19 protein-coding genes are annotated in these 20,305 nt (G+C 44.6%); 17 read left to right on the top strand and 2 right to left on the bottom strand.

What is annotated here, in order from left to right:
* The 14 genes from BGK61_RS04380 to BGK61_RS04315 all read left to right on the top strand — a co-directional run bounded on the left by BGK61_RS04380 (position 1) and on the right by BGK61_RS04315 (position 13,365).
* Entirely contained in the window at positions 1-357 is a 357-nt protein-coding gene (locus BGK61_RS04380) for a HesB/IscA family protein (protein WP_014950172.1), read from the top strand.
* 50 nt (positions 358-407) lie between these two features.
* Positions 408-941, top strand: a complete 534-nt coding sequence (gene sufT / locus BGK61_RS04375; RefSeq protein ID WP_014999056.1) for a putative Fe-S cluster assembly protein SufT — start codon at positions 408-410, stop codon at positions 939-941.
* A 59-nt stretch (positions 942-1,000) separates the two neighbouring features.
* A complete protein-coding gene (locus tag BGK61_RS04370; RefSeq protein ID WP_014999055.1) occupies positions 1,001-1,411 on the top strand; it encodes a SufE family protein in 411 nt (136 codons plus the stop codon).
* A gap of 271 nt (positions 1,412-1,682) precedes the next feature.
* The gene (ndk, locus tag BGK61_RS04365) at positions 1,683-2,114 is read left to right on the top strand and encodes a nucleoside-diphosphate kinase (protein ID WP_012519000.1); all 432 of its coding nucleotides are present in this window, start codon (positions 1,683-1,685) and stop codon (positions 2,112-2,114) included.
* A 302-nt stretch (positions 2,115-2,416) separates the two neighbouring features.
* The gene (gene rlmN, locus BGK61_RS04360; RefSeq protein WP_014977032.1) at positions 2,417-3,535 is read left to right on the top strand and encodes a dual-specificity RNA methyltransferase RlmN; all 1,119 of its coding nucleotides are present in this window, start codon (positions 2,417-2,419) and stop codon (positions 3,533-3,535) included.
* A 24-nt stretch (positions 3,536-3,559) separates the two neighbouring features.
* A complete protein-coding gene (gene pilW, locus BGK61_RS04355; protein WP_014999053.1) occupies positions 3,560-4,750 on the top strand; it encodes a type IV pilus biogenesis/stability protein PilW in 1,191 nt (396 codons plus the stop codon).
* Between the two features lie 6 nt (positions 4,751-4,756).
* Positions 4,757-5,794 carry a RodZ domain-containing protein gene (locus BGK61_RS04350; protein ID WP_014999052.1) on the top strand — a complete coding sequence of 346 codons (1,038 nt, stop codon included), beginning with the start codon at positions 4,757-4,759 and terminating at the stop codon, positions 5,792-5,794.
* A gap of 8 nt (positions 5,795-5,802) precedes the next feature.
* Positions 5,803-6,921, top strand: coding sequence for a flavodoxin-dependent (E)-4-hydroxy-3-methylbut-2-enyl-diphosphate synthase (ispG, locus tag BGK61_RS04345; protein ID WP_014950167.1), 1,119 nt, complete (start codon positions 5,803-5,805; stop codon positions 6,919-6,921).
* 82 nt (positions 6,922-7,003) lie between these two features.
* Positions 7,004-8,287, top strand: a complete 1,284-nt coding sequence (hisS, locus tag BGK61_RS04340; RefSeq protein ID WP_014999051.1) for a histidine--tRNA ligase — start codon at positions 7,004-7,006, stop codon at positions 8,285-8,287.
* A 12-nt stretch (positions 8,288-8,299) separates the two neighbouring features.
* Positions 8,300-8,920 (top strand): YfgM family protein, encoded by a 621-nt coding sequence (locus tag BGK61_RS04335; protein ID WP_014999050.1) that lies wholly within the window; start codon positions 8,300-8,302, stop codon positions 8,918-8,920.
* A gap of 44 nt (positions 8,921-8,964) precedes the next feature.
* On the top strand, positions 8,965-10,224 hold the full coding sequence (gene bamB / locus BGK61_RS04330; RefSeq protein WP_083648708.1) for an outer membrane protein assembly factor BamB: 1,260 nt from the start codon (positions 8,965-8,967) through the stop codon (positions 10,222-10,224).
* Between the two features lie 303 nt (positions 10,225-10,527).
* The gene (der, locus tag BGK61_RS04325) at positions 10,528-11,973 is read left to right on the top strand and encodes a ribosome biogenesis GTPase Der (protein ID WP_076012315.1); all 1,446 of its coding nucleotides are present in this window, start codon (positions 10,528-10,530) and stop codon (positions 11,971-11,973) included.
* Between the two features lie 442 nt (positions 11,974-12,415).
* On the top strand, positions 12,416-13,141 hold the full coding sequence (locus tag BGK61_RS04320) for a choice-of-anchor E domain-containing protein (RefSeq protein ID WP_014999047.1): 726 nt from the start codon (positions 12,416-12,418) through the stop codon (positions 13,139-13,141).
* 59 nt (positions 13,142-13,200) lie between these two features.
* Positions 13,201-13,365 carry a hypothetical protein gene (locus BGK61_RS04315; protein WP_014999046.1) on the top strand — a complete coding sequence of 55 codons (165 nt, stop codon included), beginning with the start codon at positions 13,201-13,203 and terminating at the stop codon, positions 13,363-13,365.
* 72 nt (positions 13,366-13,437) lie between these two features.
* Here the strand turns inward: BGK61_RS04315 and BGK61_RS04310 are convergent, their stop codons facing one another.
* The gene (locus tag BGK61_RS04310) at positions 13,438-14,502 is read right to left on the bottom strand and encodes a hypothetical protein (protein ID WP_234349512.1); all 1,065 of its coding nucleotides are present in this window, start codon (positions 14,500-14,502) and stop codon (positions 13,438-13,440) included.
* A gap of 114 nt (positions 14,503-14,616) precedes the next feature.
* Entirely contained in the window at positions 14,617-15,969 is a 1,353-nt protein-coding gene (xseA, locus tag BGK61_RS04305; RefSeq protein WP_076012317.1) for an exodeoxyribonuclease VII large subunit, read from the bottom strand.
* Between the two features lie 100 nt (positions 15,970-16,069).
* Here xseA and guaB point away from each other — a divergent pair, with 100 nt between their 5' ends.
* From guaB to BGK61_RS04290, 3 genes are all read left to right on the top strand, one after another.
* Positions 16,070-17,539 carry an IMP dehydrogenase gene (gene guaB / locus BGK61_RS04300; RefSeq protein WP_076012318.1) on the top strand — a complete coding sequence of 490 codons (1,470 nt, stop codon included), beginning with the start codon at positions 16,070-16,072 and terminating at the stop codon, positions 17,537-17,539.
* A 70-nt stretch (positions 17,540-17,609) separates the two neighbouring features.
* Positions 17,610-19,187: a glutamine-hydrolyzing GMP synthase gene (gene guaA / locus BGK61_RS04295; RefSeq protein WP_014950157.1), complete on the top strand. Its 1,578-nt coding sequence runs from the start codon at positions 17,610-17,612 to the stop codon at positions 19,185-19,187.
* A gap of 209 nt (positions 19,188-19,396) precedes the next feature.
* Positions 19,397-20,290 (top strand): sulfotransferase family protein, encoded by an 894-nt coding sequence (locus BGK61_RS04290; RefSeq protein ID WP_076012619.1) that lies wholly within the window; start codon positions 19,397-19,399, stop codon positions 20,288-20,290.
* Positions 20,291-20,305: the final 15 nt, after the last annotated feature.

Genomic DNA, 20,305 nt, shown 5'->3' with positions numbered 1-20,305 from the left:
ATGAGTGTTGAAACTTTCGTACCTAGTACAAAACTCATTTCGCTAACTGACAGTGCCGTTAAGCATTTCGAAAGTAAGCTTAAAGACAAGCCTGGTCAGTTAATTCGTTTATCGACAAAAGTAAGCGGCTGTACAGGTTACGCCTACGTGCTTGATTTCGCAGATAGCGCGCAAGCCGATGACGAAATTGTTGAAATTTCGCCACTACTTAACGTAGCCGTGGCTGCAGATGCCACCGACCTACTGCGTAATACTGAAATTGATTACGTTACAGAAGGTGTTAACGGCGTCATTAAATACAACAACCCCAATGTGGTTGATGAGTGCGGATGCGGTGAAAGCTTTAACGTAGGCTAATTGCCACGTCAAAGGCCATCAGTGTTAGAACAAAGAGTACTAAGTAGTTTATGAAGCAAAAAATGGTGACCACCGAGCGCGATTGTAAAGCGCGCTTAGTTCCCGCGGGCAATCCAACCGTGATCCCAGAAGGTGAATTTGTGAATATCACCCAAGAGCTCGGTGGTAACTATACGGTAACGTGGCGCGGCAACATGTACCGCATCGACGGTACTGATGCAGGTGCTATTGGCCGTAAGGCGATGACATTAAGCTTTGACGCGCCAGAAGATGGCAACATTAGCGAACAGCAAGTGTGGGATGCGTTAGAAACTATCTTTGACCCTGAGATCCCTATCAACCTTGTATCCCTTGGTCTTATCTACAAAGTTGAAATTGACCAAGGCACAGGCAGCGTTAATATTGATATGACCCTCACCGCACCAGGCTGTGGCATGGGCCCAGTATTGGTTGGTGATGTTGAATACCGCGTTGCCATGGTTCCCCATGTTAAAAACGTTAACGTAGAGCTTGTATTCGACCCTGCATGGTCCCGTGATATGATGAGTGAAGAAGCACAGCTTGAAGCGGGTCTGTTCTTCTAGTCATTCACGCAGTGAAATTTAATCACACAATTTTTCAAACAAATTAAGCGGAAATAGCAATGCAACTACCTAGCAGTGACGAAATTATTGATGATTTAGCGTTCTTCGACGATTGGGAACAGCGTTATCAGTACATCATTGATTTAGGAAAATCTATTCCGGGCTTGCCTGAAGATGCTAAAACCCCCGAGCGTTTGGTCAAAGGGTGTCAGAGCAGCGTTTGGCTGGTGGAGTCTTACGACGGCAACAAAATCAACTTTGACGTAGACAGCGATGCAGTTATCGTTCAAGGACTGCTTGCGTTAGTACTTGCCGCTTATAATGACAAAACGCCAAAAGATATTTTGGCGTTTGATATTGACGGATATTTTGAAGCACTAGACCTAGAGCGTCATATAACGCCAACCCGCGGTAATGGCTTACGCGCCATCGTGGGTAAAATTCAAGAATTAGCAAAAGCCAACGCTTAACTTTTTAAGCGTTGGTTTCTTTAAGCCGTTTTAGGGTTTCATAGTAAAGGCAGTGGGGCAGGTGAGTCCTCGATATTTAGTTCTGTGCAAAATAATCTGTACGCTGTCATCATATTGTCATCGCCAACAGGCTAACCTTTCTCTACATTTGCGCATAAAAACAGTACTTTATATCTGATTTGATAAAGGCTCTGGTCAAGCTGCTATTTATTGCCTATAATTCGCGGCCAAAATTTTAAAGATACACACACTATTTGTTTGGAGAGAGAACATGGCTCTTGAGCGTACTTTTTCGATTATCAAGCCTGATGCGGTAGCTAAAAACGTAATCGGTGCAATTTACAACCGTTTCGAATCTGCAGGTCTTCGCATCGTGGCATCTAAGATGATCCACATGAGCAAAGAGCAAGCAGAAGGCTTCTATGCAGAACACAAAGAGCGTCCTTTCTTCGGCGCACTTGTAGACTTCATGACGTCTGGCCCTGTTATGGTTCAAGTACTAGAAGGCGAAAACGCAGTTCTAGCTAACCGTGAAATCATGGGCGCAACTAACCCAGCTGATGCAGCTGCAGGTACACTACGTTCAGACTACGCTGCGTCAATCGACGAAAACGCAGTTCACGGTTCTGACGCACCTGAGTCAGCAGCACGTGAAATTGCTTACTTCTTCTCTGAAGAAGAAATCTGCCCACGTACTCGCTAAGATTCCGTAGGTAGATAAACGGGGCTATAAGCCCCGTTTTTTGTTTCTGAGCGCCTGAACACGCTTTATGCTGCTTTGCTCGGCGCTCATTTAGGCAAGCTAAACCACGCTTCTCGCGCATTGCCAAACTTAACGTTTCTCTGCGTTAAATCGGCTTTTTCTCAAATCTCATCTGTGGTAAAATCCGCGCAAATTTTAATCAGCCTGAGTTTGTCGCTCAAGACATATTCGAATCGCTGGTTTTTACACCATATTCAGCAGTTAGAGGGGCATCCCTCGAAGGTAAAAGGGTCATCTTATTCATGGCAAAAACTAACTTATTAAACTTAAATCGCGAAGGCTTGCGCAATTTCTTTAAAGAAATGGGCGAGAAACCGTTTCGTGCCGATCAGGTGATGAAATGGATTTACCAGCACGGTATTAGCGATTTCGAGGAAATGAGTAACCTCAATAAAAACCTTCGCGCGATGCTCATTGAAAATTGCGAAATTAAAGCGCCTGAAATTGCATACTTTCAAGAAGCGAGCGACGGCACTATTAAGTTTGCACTTACCCTTGAAGGTGGTCAGGAAGTTGAATCTGTTTGGATCCCAGAAACTGACCGTGCAACGCTATGCGTGTCATCACAGGTAGGTTGCGCCCTAGAGTGTACTTTCTGTTCAACGGCGCAACAGGGTTTTAACCGTAACTTAAGCGTGAGTGAAATTATAGGTCAGGTATGGCGTGTAGCTACTTTCCTTGGTTTGTCAAAAGACTCAAGCAAACGTCCTATCACCAATGTAGTAATGATGGGCATGGGCGAGCCTTTGCTTAACCTTAAAAACGTTGTACCAGCAATGGATATTATGTTGGACGATTTTGGTTTCGGTCTGTCTAAGCGCCGCGTTACGCTAAGTACATCGGGCGTGGTTCCAGCGCTAGATATGTTGGGTGACCAAATAGACGTAGCATTAGCTATTTCATTGCACGCTCCTACCGATGAATTGCGTAACGAGATTGTGCCTATCAATAAGAAATACAATATCGAAGCCTTCTTGGCGGGAGTCCGTCGCTATCTGGCTAAGTCTAAAGCGAACCAAGGCCGTGTGACGGTAGAGTACGTTATGCTTTCAAATATCAACGACAGCACTGAGCAAGCGCACCAGTTGGCAAAGGTATTGAAAGACACACCTAGTAAAATAAACTTAATACCATTTAATCCATACCCGGGTTCGCCTTATACATGTTCAAGCAATTCGCGTATCGATAGATTCGCAAAAGTGCTTATGGAATATGGATTTACCACTGTTGTACGTAAAACACGAGGCGATGATATTGACGCAGCGTGCGGCCAATTAGTGGGTGATGTGGTAGATAGAACGAAAAGAATGTTAAAAAAACAGGTGAAGGGCGAAGCAATTTCAGTAAAAATGGCCCAATAATCATTAAGATATTAGGGTAAGACTATGGTTGCAGGATTGCGAGCCTCACTGAGAATTGGTTTATTAAGTGCGGTTATTTTAACATCGGGCTGTGTGAGTAATAATCAGCCAGGAATGTATGGCGGTAACTTTGATCACGAAGAAGCCGCTAGGACACGCATGTCTCTTGGTCTTACCTATCTTCAAAATAACAATTACACGCAGGCTAAAAAGAACCTCGACAAAGCGCTCGAGTTCAACCCTCGCTCTGCAGATGTTCAGTTCGCGATGGCATATTACTATCAGCTGGTTGGGGATAACCTTCGAGCGGAAGAGTACTATGAAACTGCTATCGACCTTGCGCCTAACAATGGCGATATTGCCAACAGTTATGGCGCGTTTAAGTGCCAGAACGGCGAATATGAAAAAGCTAAAGCGTATTTCTTTGATGCCATTAACAACCGACTTTACGCTAACGCAGCGCAAACCTATGAGAACCTTGCTTTGTGCGCGCAAAGCCAAGGCAAGCTAGATGAAGCCATTGGTTATTTTCAGGACGCCTTGAAACATCAACCTGCCCGCGGAAAGAGCTTATTTCTATTAAGTGAACTATACACGGTTTCAGAGCAGTGGGAGCTAGCTGAGTCTACGTTACGAAAATACGAACGTGTTGCCAAAGTTACGCCAGATTCATTGTGGTTAGCTTATGAAATAGCCAAGGGGAAAGGGGATTTAGAGACTGCAAAGGGTTATGGCGAAATGATGTTGTCATTGTTCCCTGAAAGTGAGCTTACCAATCGTTACTTAGTGCAACGTGAAAGTATGCAAAACAGAGTAGTAAAAACTGTTAAATCATCTAAGACGTTTGAACCTGAAAATCACAATAACGCAAGCAATTCCAATAATAACGAGGTTGCGAAAGGCACATCAACTGGAAATGTAAGCGAGAAATCGGTAAATCAAGATGGCAAGGTTCAAGGTGAGTTGCAGAGCAATAATGTTAACAATACTACTAAGGTTGCATCCAACACGGCAGATAAAAAGCAAAATACTGAATTATCTGAGCAAAGTGCTAAATTCCATGTAGTAAAAGAGGGTGAAAACTTATATCGTATTTCTTTATTGCACAATATCAAAATGGCAACACTGCGAGAGTGGAATAATCTAAGTAATACTGGCGCTATTATTGCTGGTCAGACGCTTTGGTTAGTACCACCGAGTATGCAGGAGGAATAAGGTTTAATGGTGTCGGAAGAAAAAGCGAATCAAGAAGTAACTTCGCAACAACAAGAAAACACGCCAAGTCCAGGGGCAATGCTTAAAGCGCGCCGTGAAACGCTAGGTTTGTCTCAACAAGATATTGCTGATAAATTGTTTTTGAAAGCTAAACAAATCAATGATTTAGAGAATGACATCATTGATGAAAAGTCTTCAGTAACTTTTACAAAAGGATACGTGAGAAATTATGCCAAGCAATTAGGAATGAATTCTCAAGAAGTAATAGAAGCATTTGAGCGTTTTCACAATCAAACTTCAGTACCGTCTTCTGAGAAGCTGCAAAGTTTTTCAAAGCGTGTCGCAAAACAGACACACGATGACAGATGGATGATGGTAACGTACGTTATTTTGCTTTTAATTATCGCTGCGGTTGTTGTGTGGTGGTACCAGCAACCAAGTGACGACACGGTCGCCGAGTTGCCATTAAGCGAAGCAGTTAAGCGAGAGGCGGCAAATACGCCTATCCCATCAGCTAGTAATGGTTCAGACACCTCTGTTACTAATAGTCGCTCAGACGAAGAAGATACAATTGGAAGCAATCAGTCTAGTGAGTTCGAGAACAATAGTACAAGCTCAGTCTCTGCTGGCGAATTCAATGATCAAGACACAGGTTTTAATCAAGATGGCAGCTTGAATGATGGTGCAATCTCAGCACCCGATACAGAGGTAAATGATAGCAATAACCTTACCGCTCTGGTTAATTCTGCGAGTAGTAACGAACCCCAACCCAACCTTAATGTGAATAATCAGTCTGATTCAGCGCCAATTGCTATGGTTTTCACTTTCGACGATGACTGTTGGGTTAACATAAAAGACGCGTCTGGAGAAGCCATTGCTTATGGGGTAAAGCAAAAAGGACGGGTTATGGAAATTCAAGGCGTTCCTCCTGTTGAAGTTACGCTCGGTGCACCGGATAATGTGCGCATATCAGTTAACGGCGAGTCTGTTGATATTTCTTCATTCCAAAACGGTAAAACAGCTCGTTTCGCACTTCCTTTATAGGTAATTAGATGTTTGCAGAAAGCCCTATTAAACGCAGAAAGTCTACGCGTATTAATGTAGGTAACGTCCCCATTGGTGATGGCGCTCCCATTGCTGTTCAATCTATGACGAATACGCGCACCACAGATGTGGCTGCCACTGTCGATCAAATAAACCGTATTGTTGCTGTAGGTGGTGAGATCGTTCGTGTATCTGTACCTACCATGGAAGCGGCTGAAGCATTTAAAGAGATTAAAAAACAGGTGAGTGTGCCACTAGTGGCCGACATTCATTTTGACTACCGCATTGCACTTAAGGTTGCAGAATACGGCGTGGATTGCCTGCGCATCAACCCAGGTAATATCGGTAATATGGAGCGTGTGCGTTCTGTCGTTGATTGTGCAAAAGACAAAAACATTCCTATTCGTATTGGTGTTAACGGCGGGTCGTTAGAAAAAGATTTACAAGAAAAGTACGGTGAGCCAACGCCAGAAGCCCTTGTGGAATCTGCTATGCGCCACGTCGACATTCTTGACAAACTCAACTTTGACCAGTTTAAGGTTAGCGTAAAAGCGTCAGATGTGTTCTTAGCCGTTGGCGCCTATCGTTTATTAGCACAAAAGATAGATCAACCGCTTCACTTAGGTATTACCGAAGCTGGTGGTCAGCGCGCAGGCGCCGTAAAGAGTGCAGTTGGCTTAGGTATGCTATTAGCTGAAGGTATTGGTGATACGTTGCGCGTATCGTTAGCCGCAGACCCAGTGGAAGAAATCAAGGTAGGCTTTGATATTTTGAAGTCACTGCGTATTCGTTCGCGCGGTATAAACTTTATTGCTTGCCCGAGTTGTTCACGACAAGAGTTCGATGTAATCGGCACGGTGAATGCCCTTGAACAGCGATTGGAAGATATACTCACGCCAATGGATGTCTCTATTATCGGTTGCGTGGTTAACGGTCCAGGCGAAGCAGAAGTGTCTGATTTAGGCCTTACTGGCGCACGTAATATGAGTGGTCTATATGAAGATGGCAAACGCGTTAAAGAGCGTCTGCCTAACGATGATCTTGTCGATAAGCTTGAAGCAAAAATTCGCGCCAAAGCATCGCGTATGAGTGAACAAAATAAAATTCAGGTATCAGTTAAAGACTAAGACATTTTTTGTTCATTGTTGTTTACTTCCAAAGCCCCTATAATGCGGGGCTTTTCACTATTTAGCAGTATGAGAATTTCACGTGGCTAAGACTATTCAGGCAATTCGAGGCATGAATGACTGCCTACCGGAGATTTCCGGTACATGGCAAAAGGTAGAATCTGTACTTCGTCAGGTTGTGGCGAGTTATGGTTACCAAGAAATACGTACTCCCATTGTTGAAAGCACAGACTTATTTAAACGCTCTATCGGTGAGGTTACCGATATCGTTGAAAAAGAAATGTATACCTTCGAAGATAGAAATGGCGACAGCCTAACGCTGCGTCCGGAAGGTACGGCAAGTTGTGTGCGTGCGGGTAACGAACACGGTTTATTGTACAACCAGCAACAACGGCTGTGGTACATGGGGCCGATGTTCCGTCATGAACGTCCACAAAAAGGGCGCTATCGTCAGTTCCACCAGTTCGGTGTAGAGACCTACGGTATGGACGGCCCTGACATCGACTTAGAAGTGATTCTCCTTAGTGCACGTTTTTGGAAGGCTTTCGGTATCCAGCAGCACGTAAAACTTCAAATCAACACCTTAGGTTCAAACGAAGCTCGCGCTGCATATCGCGATACGCTAGTTGAATTCTTAAAAGAGCGTGCGGACCAGCTAGACGAAGATTCACTGCGCCGTCTTGAAACAAATCCACTTCGTGTACTCGATTCAAAGAATCCTGATGTACAAGCTGCTATTGCCGATGCGCCAGCCCTTATCGATCACCTTGACGAAGAATCTAAAGTACACTTTGAAACCTTATGCGCACGCTTAACGCAAGCAGGCATTGAGTTTGAAATAAATCCTCGTTTAGTGCGCGGATTAGATTACTACAACCGCACAGTGTTCGAGTGGGTCACAGATAGCCTGGGAGCCCAAGGTACAGTTTGTGCTGGAGGCCGTTACGATGGCTTGGTAGAGCAGCTGGGTGGCAAAGCAACGCCAGCAGTTGGTTTTGCTATGGGCATTGAACGTCTGGTACTGTTGCTAACTACATTAACTGAAGAAGGTCAGGACCTGAGCTTCGCTGACGTATACGTCACAGCGATGGGCGATGAGGCACAGTCTTACGCTATTGAAGTAGCTGAACACCTTCGAAATACGCTTCCTAATACACGCATAATGATGCACTGTGGCGGTGGCAACTTTAAAAAACAACTAAAGCGTGCAGATAAAACAGGTGCACGTTTAGCGCTGCTTTTAGGTAATGACGAAATGCAGTCTCGTGAAGTAGGTGTTAAACCACTACGCGATGGTCAAGAACAAGTTACAGTCAGCTTCGATACCTTATCTGGTAAGGTTGCAGAGATGCTGAGCGCAAAATAAAAAGAGGACATCATGGAACAGTTCGCAACAGAAGAACAACAAGTAGAAGCGATTAAACGTTTTTGGAAAGAGCACGGTACGGCGATCATCGTGGGTGCAGCACTTGGTCTAGGTGGACTTTGGGGCTGGAGAGCGTATTCAGAAGCGCAAATTGAAAGTAAAGAAGCGGCATCTGTTGCTTATCAAAATGCCGTAGAGACTTTTGGTACCGAAGGCAGTGACGCAAAAGTTAAGGCTTTCATCGAAGAAAATAAAGATAGTGGTTATGCAAGCATCGCTAGTCTTCTTGCTGCCAAGCAAGCGGTAGATACGGGTGATTTAGATGCGGCAGCGTCACACCTTAATCACGTTGTTACCTTTGCCGAAAATGATGAATTAAAAGTACTTGCTTCACTTCGTTTGTCTCGTGTGCAAATTGAAATGAACCAGCTGGACGCGGCGTTGTCTACGCTTAGCAACGTAACAAATGACGCATTTTCAGCAGAAGTTTCTGAATTAAAAGGCGATGTGTATCAAAAACAAGGCAAGTTTGACGATGCTCGCTTAGCTTATTCAAATGCGTTAGAAAAAAATGCCAATAATCCGCTTTTACAAATGAAGCTAGATAACCTTTCGGTATCTGCTGCGCAGTAAGCGATGGCCTTTGGGCTGGTATAAATAATAAAGAGGTACGCAATTTGTTTCACAACACGTGTGGCCGTAAAGGTCGATTTGCTCGCACGATAGGTATGGCACTCGCGGTGTCTATCACAATGTCAGGCTGTTCTACTATTTCAGACTGGTTTGCTGATGAAGAAGAGTTGGAAATTCGCCATCTCAAACCAATTGAAGCTAAGTTCTCCCCACAACTTGTGTGGGAACGAGACATTGGTGACGGTGTTAACCATTATTTTTCTCGCCTCCGCCCAGTTTATGCCTATGACAAGCTCTATGCTGCTGACCGCCATGGAGCTGTTGTCGCAATGGATCCTGAAACGGGAAAAGTGTTGTGGGAGAAAGATTTCGCACAGTTTCGTTCAGAGGGCATGCTGAGCTCGGTCACTAATTTATGGCGTAGTGGTGAGACTGCACGTATTGGCGGAATCGCAGTAGCAGACAGACATGTATTTATTGGTACTGAAAACGGTTATGTAGCTGCAATGGACGCGGAAACTGGTGAGCTTGTTTGGGATGCATCTGTTCCAGGTGAGATTTTAGCGGCTCCGGCTGCTGATGAAGGTATCTTAGTGGTTAACACGGGCGCTGGTAGCTTGTTTGGCTTTAGTACACGTACCGGAGAGCAGCTGTGGAGACACGAAGGCGATACACCTCCACTAACACTACGTGGCATCTCTGGCCCAATTGCATCAAACGGTGGTGCTATCATCGGCACACCAACAGGTAAGATTCAGGTTAATCTTATCGAAACGGGCGTACTTGCGTGGGAAACCGTCATCGCCACGCCTTCTGGTGCAACAGAACTTGAACGTATTGTAGATATTGATACCACACCCGTTTTATTTGGTGGAACGGTTTATACAGTTTCTTATAACGGAACACTGGCTGCTGTGGAGCTGCGCTCAGGTCGTGTTATCTGGAAGCGTGAATATGCATCATTTCGCAATTTGAATATCGACGGCAACAAAATTTTTGTTGTAGATAACAACTCCAACGTTTATGCCCTTGATAGACGAAACGGTGTAGAGCTTTGGTCTCAGGGTTCACTTAAGCATCGTTCATTAACAGCGGCAACACCGGTAGGTGAACACGTTGTTGTTGGTGACAATTGGGGCTTTTTGCACTGGATTGAGCAAGAAACAGGTAAAGTCGTTGCTCGCTTAGATGTAGGCGGCGATGATGAAGATGATTCAATCTTTGCTGCGCCATTAAAAGTAGAAGAGAGCATTATTGCGGTAACTCGAAACGGTGTAGTTGCCTCGGTGCGAGTTCCTAAATAGCCACAAGTTGTAGATAACTACTGAATATCAAAGGCATTTCAAGTTTGACTTGAGATGCCTTTTTTACATCAACTAATTTTCGCAGTGCCCGGATACATCCTTTTTCAACAGGCAAAGCCTTCTTCATCCTTGTTATTGAACGCCATTGGTATTAGGTAGTGAACAAGGTATAATGCGCCCATTCTTAAAAGCCTCATAGTAATCCACCAATCGTTAGAGACTACTTCTCCCAAACGTTACTTGTAATGGGTGGCATATGTGGCTTGTGCTTATTAGCTTTCATGACCCTTAGGATCTGAATAAATGTTACCCGTTGTTGCTTTGGTTGGCCGCCCTAATGTTGGTAAATCAACCTTGTTTAATCGCCTTACAAATACCCGTGATGCACTTGTTGCTGACTACCCGGGGTTAACTCGCGACCGTAAGTACGGCCAAGCGAAATTTGAAAAGCGCCAGTTCATCGTAGTGGATACCGGCGGTATTACAGGCGATGAGGAGGGCATTGATGCTGAAATGGCGCAGCAATCTTTGTTGGCTATTGAAGAAGCAGATGTAGTTTTATTCTTGGTTGATGCTCGAGCAGGTATGCTTCCTGCTGACCAAGGGATTGCTGACCACCTTCGACGCATAAACAAAAAAGTGTTTGTTGTGGCGAACAAGGTTGACGGAATCGACGGCGATAGCGAAAGTGCGGAATTCTACTCGTTAGGCTTAGGTGATATTAAGCAAATTGCTGCTGCACACGGTCGCGGTGTAAGCCAATTGTTGCAGGACGCCTTAAAGCCACTTGAATCCGACTTCCCAGACATGGAAATTGTTGATGAAGAGCCTGAAGAAGAAGAGGATGCTGAAACCCAGCGTCAGCGCTTACAAGAGTTGCCTATCAAACTTGCTATCGTAGGTAAGCCCAACGTTGGCAAGTCGACACTGACAAATCGCATCTTAGGTGAAGAGCGCGTAGTAGTATTCGACATGCCTGGCACCACCCGTGATAGTGTGTACATTCCAATGGAAAGGGATGAGCGAGAATACATTCTAATTGACACTGCGGGCGTAAGAAAGCGCAAAAAAATCAGCGAAGCCGTAGAGAAGTTCTCTATTGTAAAAACCCTTCAGGCTATTGAAGAAGCTAACGTAGTGTTATTGGTCATTGATGCCAGAGAAGGTATTACCGACCAAGATCTTAGCTTATTAGGCTTTGTACTTAATTCAGGGCGTTCTTTAGTGGTTGCTGTGAACAAGTGGGACGGTTTAAGCACAGATGTTAAAGATGACATAAAGCGCGAAATGGACCGCCGCCTAGGCTTTATTGATTTCGCGAGAATTCACTTTATCTCTGCACTTCATGGCTCAGGTGTGGGTAACTTATTTGAGTCTGTACAAGAAGCATATATGAGCGCGACCAAGCGTATTAATACCGCGTTGCTTACACAAATTATGGAAATGGCGCAGGATGACCATCAACCTCCACTCGTACGCGGCCGCCGAGTTAAAATGAAGTATGCTCACGCAGGTGGTTACAACCCGCCAGTTATCGTGATTCACGGTAACCAAGTTGATGACTTACCCAGTTCGTATAAGCGCTTTTTGATGAATTACTTTAGAAAAGCGCTAGAAATTATGGGCACGCCCATCAAGATAGAATTCAGAGAGGGTAATAACCCATTTGAAGGTAAGAAAACTAATTTGACCTTGGCGCAGCAGCGCAAGCGCCGTCGGATGATGTCTTATTACAAAGATAAGAAATAGCACACCGAAGACCAGCGCTACGTATAAAAGCGTAGCGTTTTTGTTAATGAGTCAAGCTGGCTAAGCTCAATTGTGCTTCGAAATTACATCTTTTTATTACTGATATTTCAAGCTACCACTTGCCCAATTTCGGAAAGTTTTCTCACAATCTGTTCTTCCTGATTATGTACTGTTGTGGCAAAACGAACACTTCGCAGCATTCATTGCATCGTTTGTTTAGCATCGCTTGTGCCAATAAGTAACGGATCAGTCATAATTACAACTAAAGTGTAATATTTTCCGAGTTTAAAAAAATTTTAATTTTTGCTTAAAAATTAAAAATTCAACCAACCCAGACTGCATGCGGTATTGCGCATAAAACAATCTATGGTTCTGTTCTTGCAAATAACGATTGCCCCTTCGGCCGTTGGGGTAATTCTAACTCTATGATCAGGATGAATTTATGAAGAAGCGAATTATTGCCGCTGCCATCGTTGCAGCGACTACAATGCCAATAAAAGCCGCAATTATTACGCAAGAAGTATCCTTTGGTGAACAAGGAAGTCCTTTCGATGTGGCTGATGTCTCGCCCCTATCTGAAAGCGTGTTTATTGATGCATTCGATCAAACACTGGGTACATTGAATGCTGTTAACATAATGGTCTATGGACAGATAGACAGCGAAGGGCGATCAGTCAATGGAAGTTCAGAGCCAGGGCGAACAGATGTTAATATCTTTCTCGCATCAAATTGGCAAGTTTCCAGTAGCGTAGCTGATACGTTTATATTTGAACCAGCAAACTTTATAAATCCTCTTGTCTCAGCGCAAAGTTCGCCTGAGGGGACATTTACAATGATCCCAGGAGAAGACTCCGCTGAGTTCGAATTCGACGTTACAACAGGCGAACGTTCAGGAATGTTATCTAACGTTGACTTGTCAGCATTTTTGGCAGGAACACCCATTGAGTTTTTATTTTCTACTGATGCTAGAACAAACGTGTTTAACCAAGTTGAAGGTGGCTCAGGTAGTTTTACCAACGAGTTCTCCACAGGTTCTTGGGGTAAAGTGTTCGTAGAATTTGATTACTCGCCGACTGCTACAAGTGTCTCAGAGCCAGCAGCATTTAGCTTGTTCGGTGCAGGTCTATTTTTCCTTCTTTCAAATAGAAGAAAAGCACTGAAGAAGTGAGTGTGACGGTTTTCGTAGCTTAGAAGACGACCGTATTTAATCCACGTTAAGGAAGAGTAATGTCAGTGGAAAAATTGCACTCAGTATCACAACCGCTTCAAAAAGACCAAGTTTATAACTGGTTTGACAGATACAAACCCAAAGAACAGGCGAAAGTTCACTTTCTAAGTAGTAACGTGAAGCGTAAGTCGAACAGTCTTATGAAGCGCTTTATCGAAAAATAAAGTCAGGGACGGTTCGCTCGGTACAGTGGTTCTTAGCTAAGAAAGGGTCTAGACCTTTTCAGCATTAAACCATCAATACTTGCTTTCTAAGAGCAATGAGCGGACCTTTTTCATCATATTCGACTCTTCGGGCACTTCAACATTAACAATTAACTGATTGACGATGTTGTCTGAAAAGTCGGGGGGGAAGGTTGTAGACACTTTCACGATTTTATCTTGCTGTCTGAAAACGTAAGTCGTAGCGTAAATTGTCGGTGAAGTGTCTGACGTCGCGCTTAGTCCCAACTTCCATCCAACCAGTGAGCCATTTACCTCGTAACGGGAAGCTGGACTCACCTGAGACAAGTTTAGATGTTGTAAGTTGGCCGCAGTGTTAGCTTTCTGAAGGTCACTTTCTAACTGCTTCGGTAACAACTCACTCTCTTCTTGCGATAGTTGAGCTAAAAACGGATACACAGTTACGTCAACTAAGGCATCCTCATAATCCGGATGAGTATAACGAGTAATCGAACCGCTAAACGGGTCGGCAAAAAGTTGTGTATCTAATTTAGTAAACTCGCCTACTGTTTCTGGCACGCGTAAACCAATTTCATAATTACTGGCTTCTAGGGCAGTAAACAAAAACTGACTGGTAAATAACCCAGTATGTTTGGCGTATTGGAGCCAGCGATTAATTAGCGATTGAACTTGCTGGTTATCAATACTCGTTTGTTCGGCTTTTTCATCGCTGTTATCTATATCAGAATCAAATGAAGAAGAATCTATTTCTATTCCACGCCACTGAAGAGTGAACTCCGCGAACTGCTTTGAATGGCCTAGATGTATACTTGGCGCTGAACCAACGTTCGCAATCAGTAGCTCGTAATCGTTACCTTCGCCATAAGGAAGCAGGTTACTAAATTCTCCGGATTCACGAAGAACCTTGATGAAGCTATCAGGTGAGATAGCATCTTCAAAGCAGTGTTCGGCGATAGCGGTTGAGTTGATATCTGATTCGTTCAATTTTTGTTGCGCGTCACAAGCCTTGATTAAGGTTTCGCTAGGGTAGGTAGAGAACACTGAGACAGGCTGGTTTACCATAGATGCAAAAGATAAGTTAGGTACAAGCGCCAAAATGCACACACATAAAGGTGACATAATCTTTGCGATTACTAATTGGCGCGATATTAGGCCCCAGATTGCATTGGCCCGCCGGCGAAAACTGAAAATTGAAAATGCGTTTACATGAACGAGCATTATACTAAAGGCTACCTATTGACGCTGAATACCTGTCACTGTACTGGTTATTTCACCGTCAGTCACTCGAGATTTAATCTCATCGCCTACATTTACTTTATTCACACTGTTTATGGCTGTTTGGTCGGTAAATGTGATGCTGTAACCGCGGGCTAACGTTGAAAGAGGACTTACAGACTGTAAGAGGCTGACCTTAGCGCCAAGTTCACTTTTTTTACTTTTAATAAGCGCATTCATACTTGATAAAAGCTTTGTTCTAGCATAGTTCAATTTGTCTTGTGCTCGTGCCACACCTGCCGATGGTGACTGTTGGTTTAGCCTGTACTCAAGAGCATGTAGTTGCTTCTCTGCTTTCGCTAAATCGCTTTGCATCTTATGCGCTAAACGAAGTTGTAGCCTGTCTAATGTTTGCCACTGTGACTGAATGCGACTTTGTGGATGCAATGCATTTAGCCGTTGTTTCTTTAAAACAAGCTGCTGCTTGCTGGTTTGAAGGTACTGATGAATTGCCCTCGCTAAACGCTGTTTTTGTTGACTTAACGTATGGTAAAGGGCTGCAGAATCCTGGCTTAAAATTTCAGCCGCAGCGGATGGGGTGGGGGCGCGAACATCAGCGACGAAGTCACTTATCGTGAAATCCACTTCATGGCCCACGGCGCTAACAATAGGCAGATTACTTGCGGCGATTTCTCTTGCCAAGCTCTCATCATTAAAACACCACAAGTCTTCCAACGAACCCCCGCCTCGCGTAAGTAATAGCACATCCACTTCTGCGCGGCTGTTAGCCGTTTTCAATGCATTAATTAACTGTAAAGGGGCGGTCTCACCTTGAACCATCGACGGATAAACAATGATTTCAGTTTGCGGGCTTCGTCGCTTTAATACACTTAATACATCGTGCAGCGCTGCGCCGCTTGATGAAGTTATTACGCCTATGCGATTAATACGTTCAGGTAAAGGGCGCTTTTTGGTAGCGTCGAAGAAACCTTCGTTATTGAGTTTGAACTTCAGCGCTTCGAATGCTTGCTTAAGCGCACCTTCACCATCACTTTCCATGTGTTCAACGACGAGTTGATAGTCACCGCGCGCTTCATATAGGCCTACTGATGCTCGCACTAAAATTTTATCGCCTTCTTTCGGGCGAATGCGAACATTGCGGTTTGAGCCTTTGAACATAGCCGCGCGCACCTGAGCTTTGTTGTCTTTTAAGGTGAAATACCAATGGCCTGATGCTGCCGCCACAAAGTTAGATATTTCAGCCGATAGCCAAACAAGGCCAATTTCGCCCTCCAACACGGTTCTGGCTAAGCGATTTAGCTTGGTAACTGTTAAAATTTGTCGAGACGTAGATGGCGAATTTGTAAACATAAAAAAAATCACTGGGTTTAATACATTTAGAGTTTACCTGAAAACTAAAAAACACTACAATTGCGCCGCAATTAACCCTCAACTGAATAGGTGTTGTTGCATGCTACGTATCATCCAAGAAGCCCTGACGTTCGACGATGTGTTGCTGGTTCCCGGCCACTCGACCGTCCTCCCTCACACAGCAAACTTACAAACGCGTCTTACCCGTGGTGTAACGTTAAATATTCCAATGGTGTCTGCTGCCATGGACACGGTTTCTGAAGCCCGCCTAGCTATTGCGCTAGCCCAAGAGGGTGGTATTGGTTTCATTCATAAAAACATGAAACCTGAAGAGCAAGCCAAACACGTACGTGAAGTTAAGAAATACGAAAGTGGTGTGGTATCTGACCCAGTAACGGTGGAAGAAAATGCGACCATCGGCGAAGTTATCACGCTGTCTAAACGTCTAGGCTATTCTGGCTTCCCGGTAACTGACAAAGACAATAACCTAATCGGTATTGTGACAGGCCGTGACCTTCGTTTTGAAAAGCGTTTAAACCTTCCTATTAGTAACGTTATGACCGGCAAGGATGATCTGGTAACTGTTAAAGAAGGTGCAAGTTCTGAAGTTGTGTTAGACCTTATGCACGAACACCGCATTGAAAAAATTCTTGTGGTTGACGATGCGTTTAAGCTTACGGGCCTTATCACCGTTAAAGACTTCCAAAAAGCAGAAAATAAGCCAAATGCATGTAAAGACTCGCTTGGTCGTCTTCGCGTTGGTGCAGCGGTAAGCGTCGGTCCAGGTACTGACGAACGTATTGCACTACTTGTAGATGCAGGCGTTGACGTTCTACTTATCGATACCTCTCACGGTCACTCACAGGGCGTTATTGACCGCGTTAAGAAAGTGCGTGCTGACTACCCTGATGTACAAATTATTGCGGGTAATGTTGCGACGGGCGATGGCGCGAAAGCTCTTGCCGAAGCTGGTGTAGATGCTGTTAAAGTAGGTATTGGCCCTGGTTCAATTTGTACTACCCGTATCGTAACCGGTTGCGGTGTGCCTCAAATTACTGCGGTATCAGATGCAGTAGAAGCGCTGAAAGATACTGACATTCCAGTTATCGCTGACGGCGGTATACGTTTCTCGGGTGACATTGCTAAGGCGTTGGCCGCTGGCGCAAGCTGCGTAATGGTTGGCAGCATGTTAGCAGGTACTGAAGAAGCGCCAGGGGAAGTGGAACTTTTCCAAGGCCGTTATTACAAGTCATATCGCGGTATGGGTTCACTAGGCGCTATGGATCAAAGCCACGGTTCGTCAGACCGTTACTTCCAAGATTCTGATAACGCTGAGAAATTAGTACCAGAAGGTATTGAAGGCCGCGTAGCGTACAAAGGTCCAATTGCTAATATTATCCATCAGCAAATGGGCGGCTTGCGCTCAGCCATGGGCTTAACGGGCTGCGCAACGATTGAAGAGCTCAATACCAAGGCACAATTTGTGCGCGTAACTTCAGCCGGAATGGGCGAGAGCCACGTTCACGATGTAAGCATTACCAAAGAAGCGCCAAACTACCGTTTAGGTTAAGGCGACCGACGACTGCGAGGCTGGTACTACACCAGCCTTTGTTCTTTTATTTAACGGGTAAAAATAAAACATGACCACAAATATCCACGACCAACGCATACTTATTTTGGATTTTGGCTCGCAATACACGCAGTTGATAGCACGTCGTGTTCGCGAAATTGGCGTTTACTGTGAGCTTTGGGCTTGGGATGTAACCGAAGAGCAAATTCGCGAATTTAATCCACAAGGGATTATTCTGTCAGGTGGCCCAGAGTCAGTCACCGAAGAAGGCTCGCCACGCGCGCCCGAGTACGTATTTGAAGCTGGCGTGCCAGTGCTAGGCGTATGCTATGGCATGCAAACCATGGCACAACAGCTAGGTGGTGGCGTACTGGGTTCTGACAAGCGTGAATTTGGTTATGCGCAAGTGGAAGTGATAAAGCCAAGTCCGCTGCTAGATAAAATTGAAGATGCCATTGGCGATAACGGCGCGGCGCTGCTTGACGTATGGATGAGCCACGGCGATAAAGTGGCGGCTATTCCTGAAGGTTTTGAAACCATCGCGCAAACCGCTTCATGTCCGCATGCTGCAATGTACAACGCAGAGAAGCAATTCTATGGTGTGCAGTTCCACCCTGAAGTGACTCACACTCGTCAAGGTATGCGTCTATTGACTCACTTTGTAATGGACATCTGTAAATGTGAAAAGCTGTGGACAGCTGGCGCAATTATCGACGATGCCATTGAACGCATAAAAGAAAAAGTGGGCGATGAGGAAGTTATCCTTGGCCTTTCAGGCGGCGTAGACTCGTCAGTAACAGCAATGCTGCTTCACCGCGCAATCGGTGACAAACTTACCTGTGTGTTTGTAGACAATGGCCTGCTTCGTTTAAATGAAGCTGATCAGGTTATGGAAATGTTTGGTGACCACTTTGGCCTAAACATCATCCGTGTAGACGCTGAAGAGCGCTTTCTTGATCGCCTAAAAGGCATTGAAGACCCTGAGCTGAAACGTAAAGCTATTGGTAATGAGTTCGTTCGTGTATTTGACGAAGAAGCGGGCAAGCGTGAAAACGCGAAGTGGTTAGCGCAAGGTACCATTTACCCAGACGTTATCGAATCAGCGGGTTCTGCAACGGGTAAAGCGCACGTGATCAAATCGCATCACAACGTAGGTGGTCTTCCAGAAGATATGGAGCTAGGTCTTGTTGAGCCACTGCGTGAACTCTTTAAAGACGAAGTACGCAAAATCGGCCTTGAGCTAGGTTTACCGTACGACATGCTTTACCGTCACCCGTTCCCTGGTCCAGGTCTAGGTGTTCGTGTACTTGGTGAAATTAAGAAAGAATATTGCGACTTACTACGTCGTGCAGACGCTATCTTTATTGAAGAGCTATATGCAGCTGATTTGTATCAAAAAGTAAGCCAAGCGTTCACCGTATTTCTTCCTGTGCGCTCAGTCGGCGTAATGGGTGATGCGCGTAAATACGACTGGGTTGTAAGCCTTCGTGCAGTAGAGACCATCGACTTCATGACAGCTCACTGGGCACACTTGCCATACGACTTCCTAGGTAAAGTGTCTAATCGCATTATCAATGAAATCGACGGCATTAGCCGTGTAGTTTACGATATTTCTGGTAAGCCGCCTGCTACGATTGAGTGGGAGTAATACTTAGATAACAAAAAAACCGGCAAATTGCCGGTTTTTTGTTTCAAGCCAGCCCCCTTTATCCCGCTTAATATTTTTGTTGAAAAAATGTACATTTCGTAATACTTTGGTTGTTAAATGAGCTGTTCAAGGTGTCAGCTTCAGGATTAGTTCTGGTTATTATCATAACGGGTTGTTTTTAATGCCATAAAACAATTCTCAGAGGAACTATGAAAAATACACATGGAAATGGCTGTACAATCAACTCTCCTTTAGTTATAGGTGGCGTGGGAGGTAGCGGAACCCGCGTTGTAGCTGAAATAATGATGCTGGCTGGTATTCATCTTGGCTATAGCTTGAATCCAGCAAGCGATAATCTCTCTTTCACACTAATTTTCAAACGCAATAAGTGGCTTTTTAAAGTTCTAAAAAACGGACTTCCCCTAGACCGTTACATTGCGTTGCATGAAGCTCTTCTGTTAAATAAACCGCTTTCGCTAAGCGAAAAGACAACGTTATTGAAAGTGTTGTTTTCTTGGGCTCAAAGGGGGGAGACGACGCTAGGTCTTGGTAGACATTGGGCTCGACGTTTTGTAACCGAACAATTAATGGCTCAAACTAAAAAGCCAGAAGTATCTGGGCGATGGGGATGGAAGGAGCCTAACAGCCATATTCTCCTTCACCAGTTGTTCGATTACTACCCAGAGATGAAGTATGTTCACACTATACGACATGGTCTCGACATGTCTTTAAGTGAAAACCAACAACAACTACTAAATTGGGGAGCGATGTGGGGGGTTGAAACAAGGTGCTCACCAAGTGAAATAAGACAACGGTCATTGGAATATTGGTTAATCGCTAATGAAAGGGTGGTGGAATTTCAAAAGCTATATGGCCAAGACAGGGTACTTATAATCAATTACGATGAATTATGTAGTGACCCTGTTGAGCCAATAAAAAACCTTTTAGCGTTCGCGGACGTCGACGTGTCTGATGGCTGCTTCGCATCGATGGTAACGCTACCTAAAGCCCCTTCTTCATTAGGGCGTTACAAAAGTACAGATTTGAGTTCGTATGATAACGATTCGTTGAAACGTGTTCGTCAGCTCGGTTTTCAAATTTGAATTTTATTAGCTAGC

The organism is Alteromonas abrolhosensis, assembly GCF_001953635.1.
GTDB classification, from domain to species: domain Bacteria; phylum Pseudomonadota; class Gammaproteobacteria; order Enterobacterales; family Alteromonadaceae; genus Alteromonas; species Alteromonas abrolhosensis.
The sequence above is the reverse complement of the archived record's forward strand: the minus strand, read 5'-3'. Positions and strand labels throughout refer to the sequence as shown.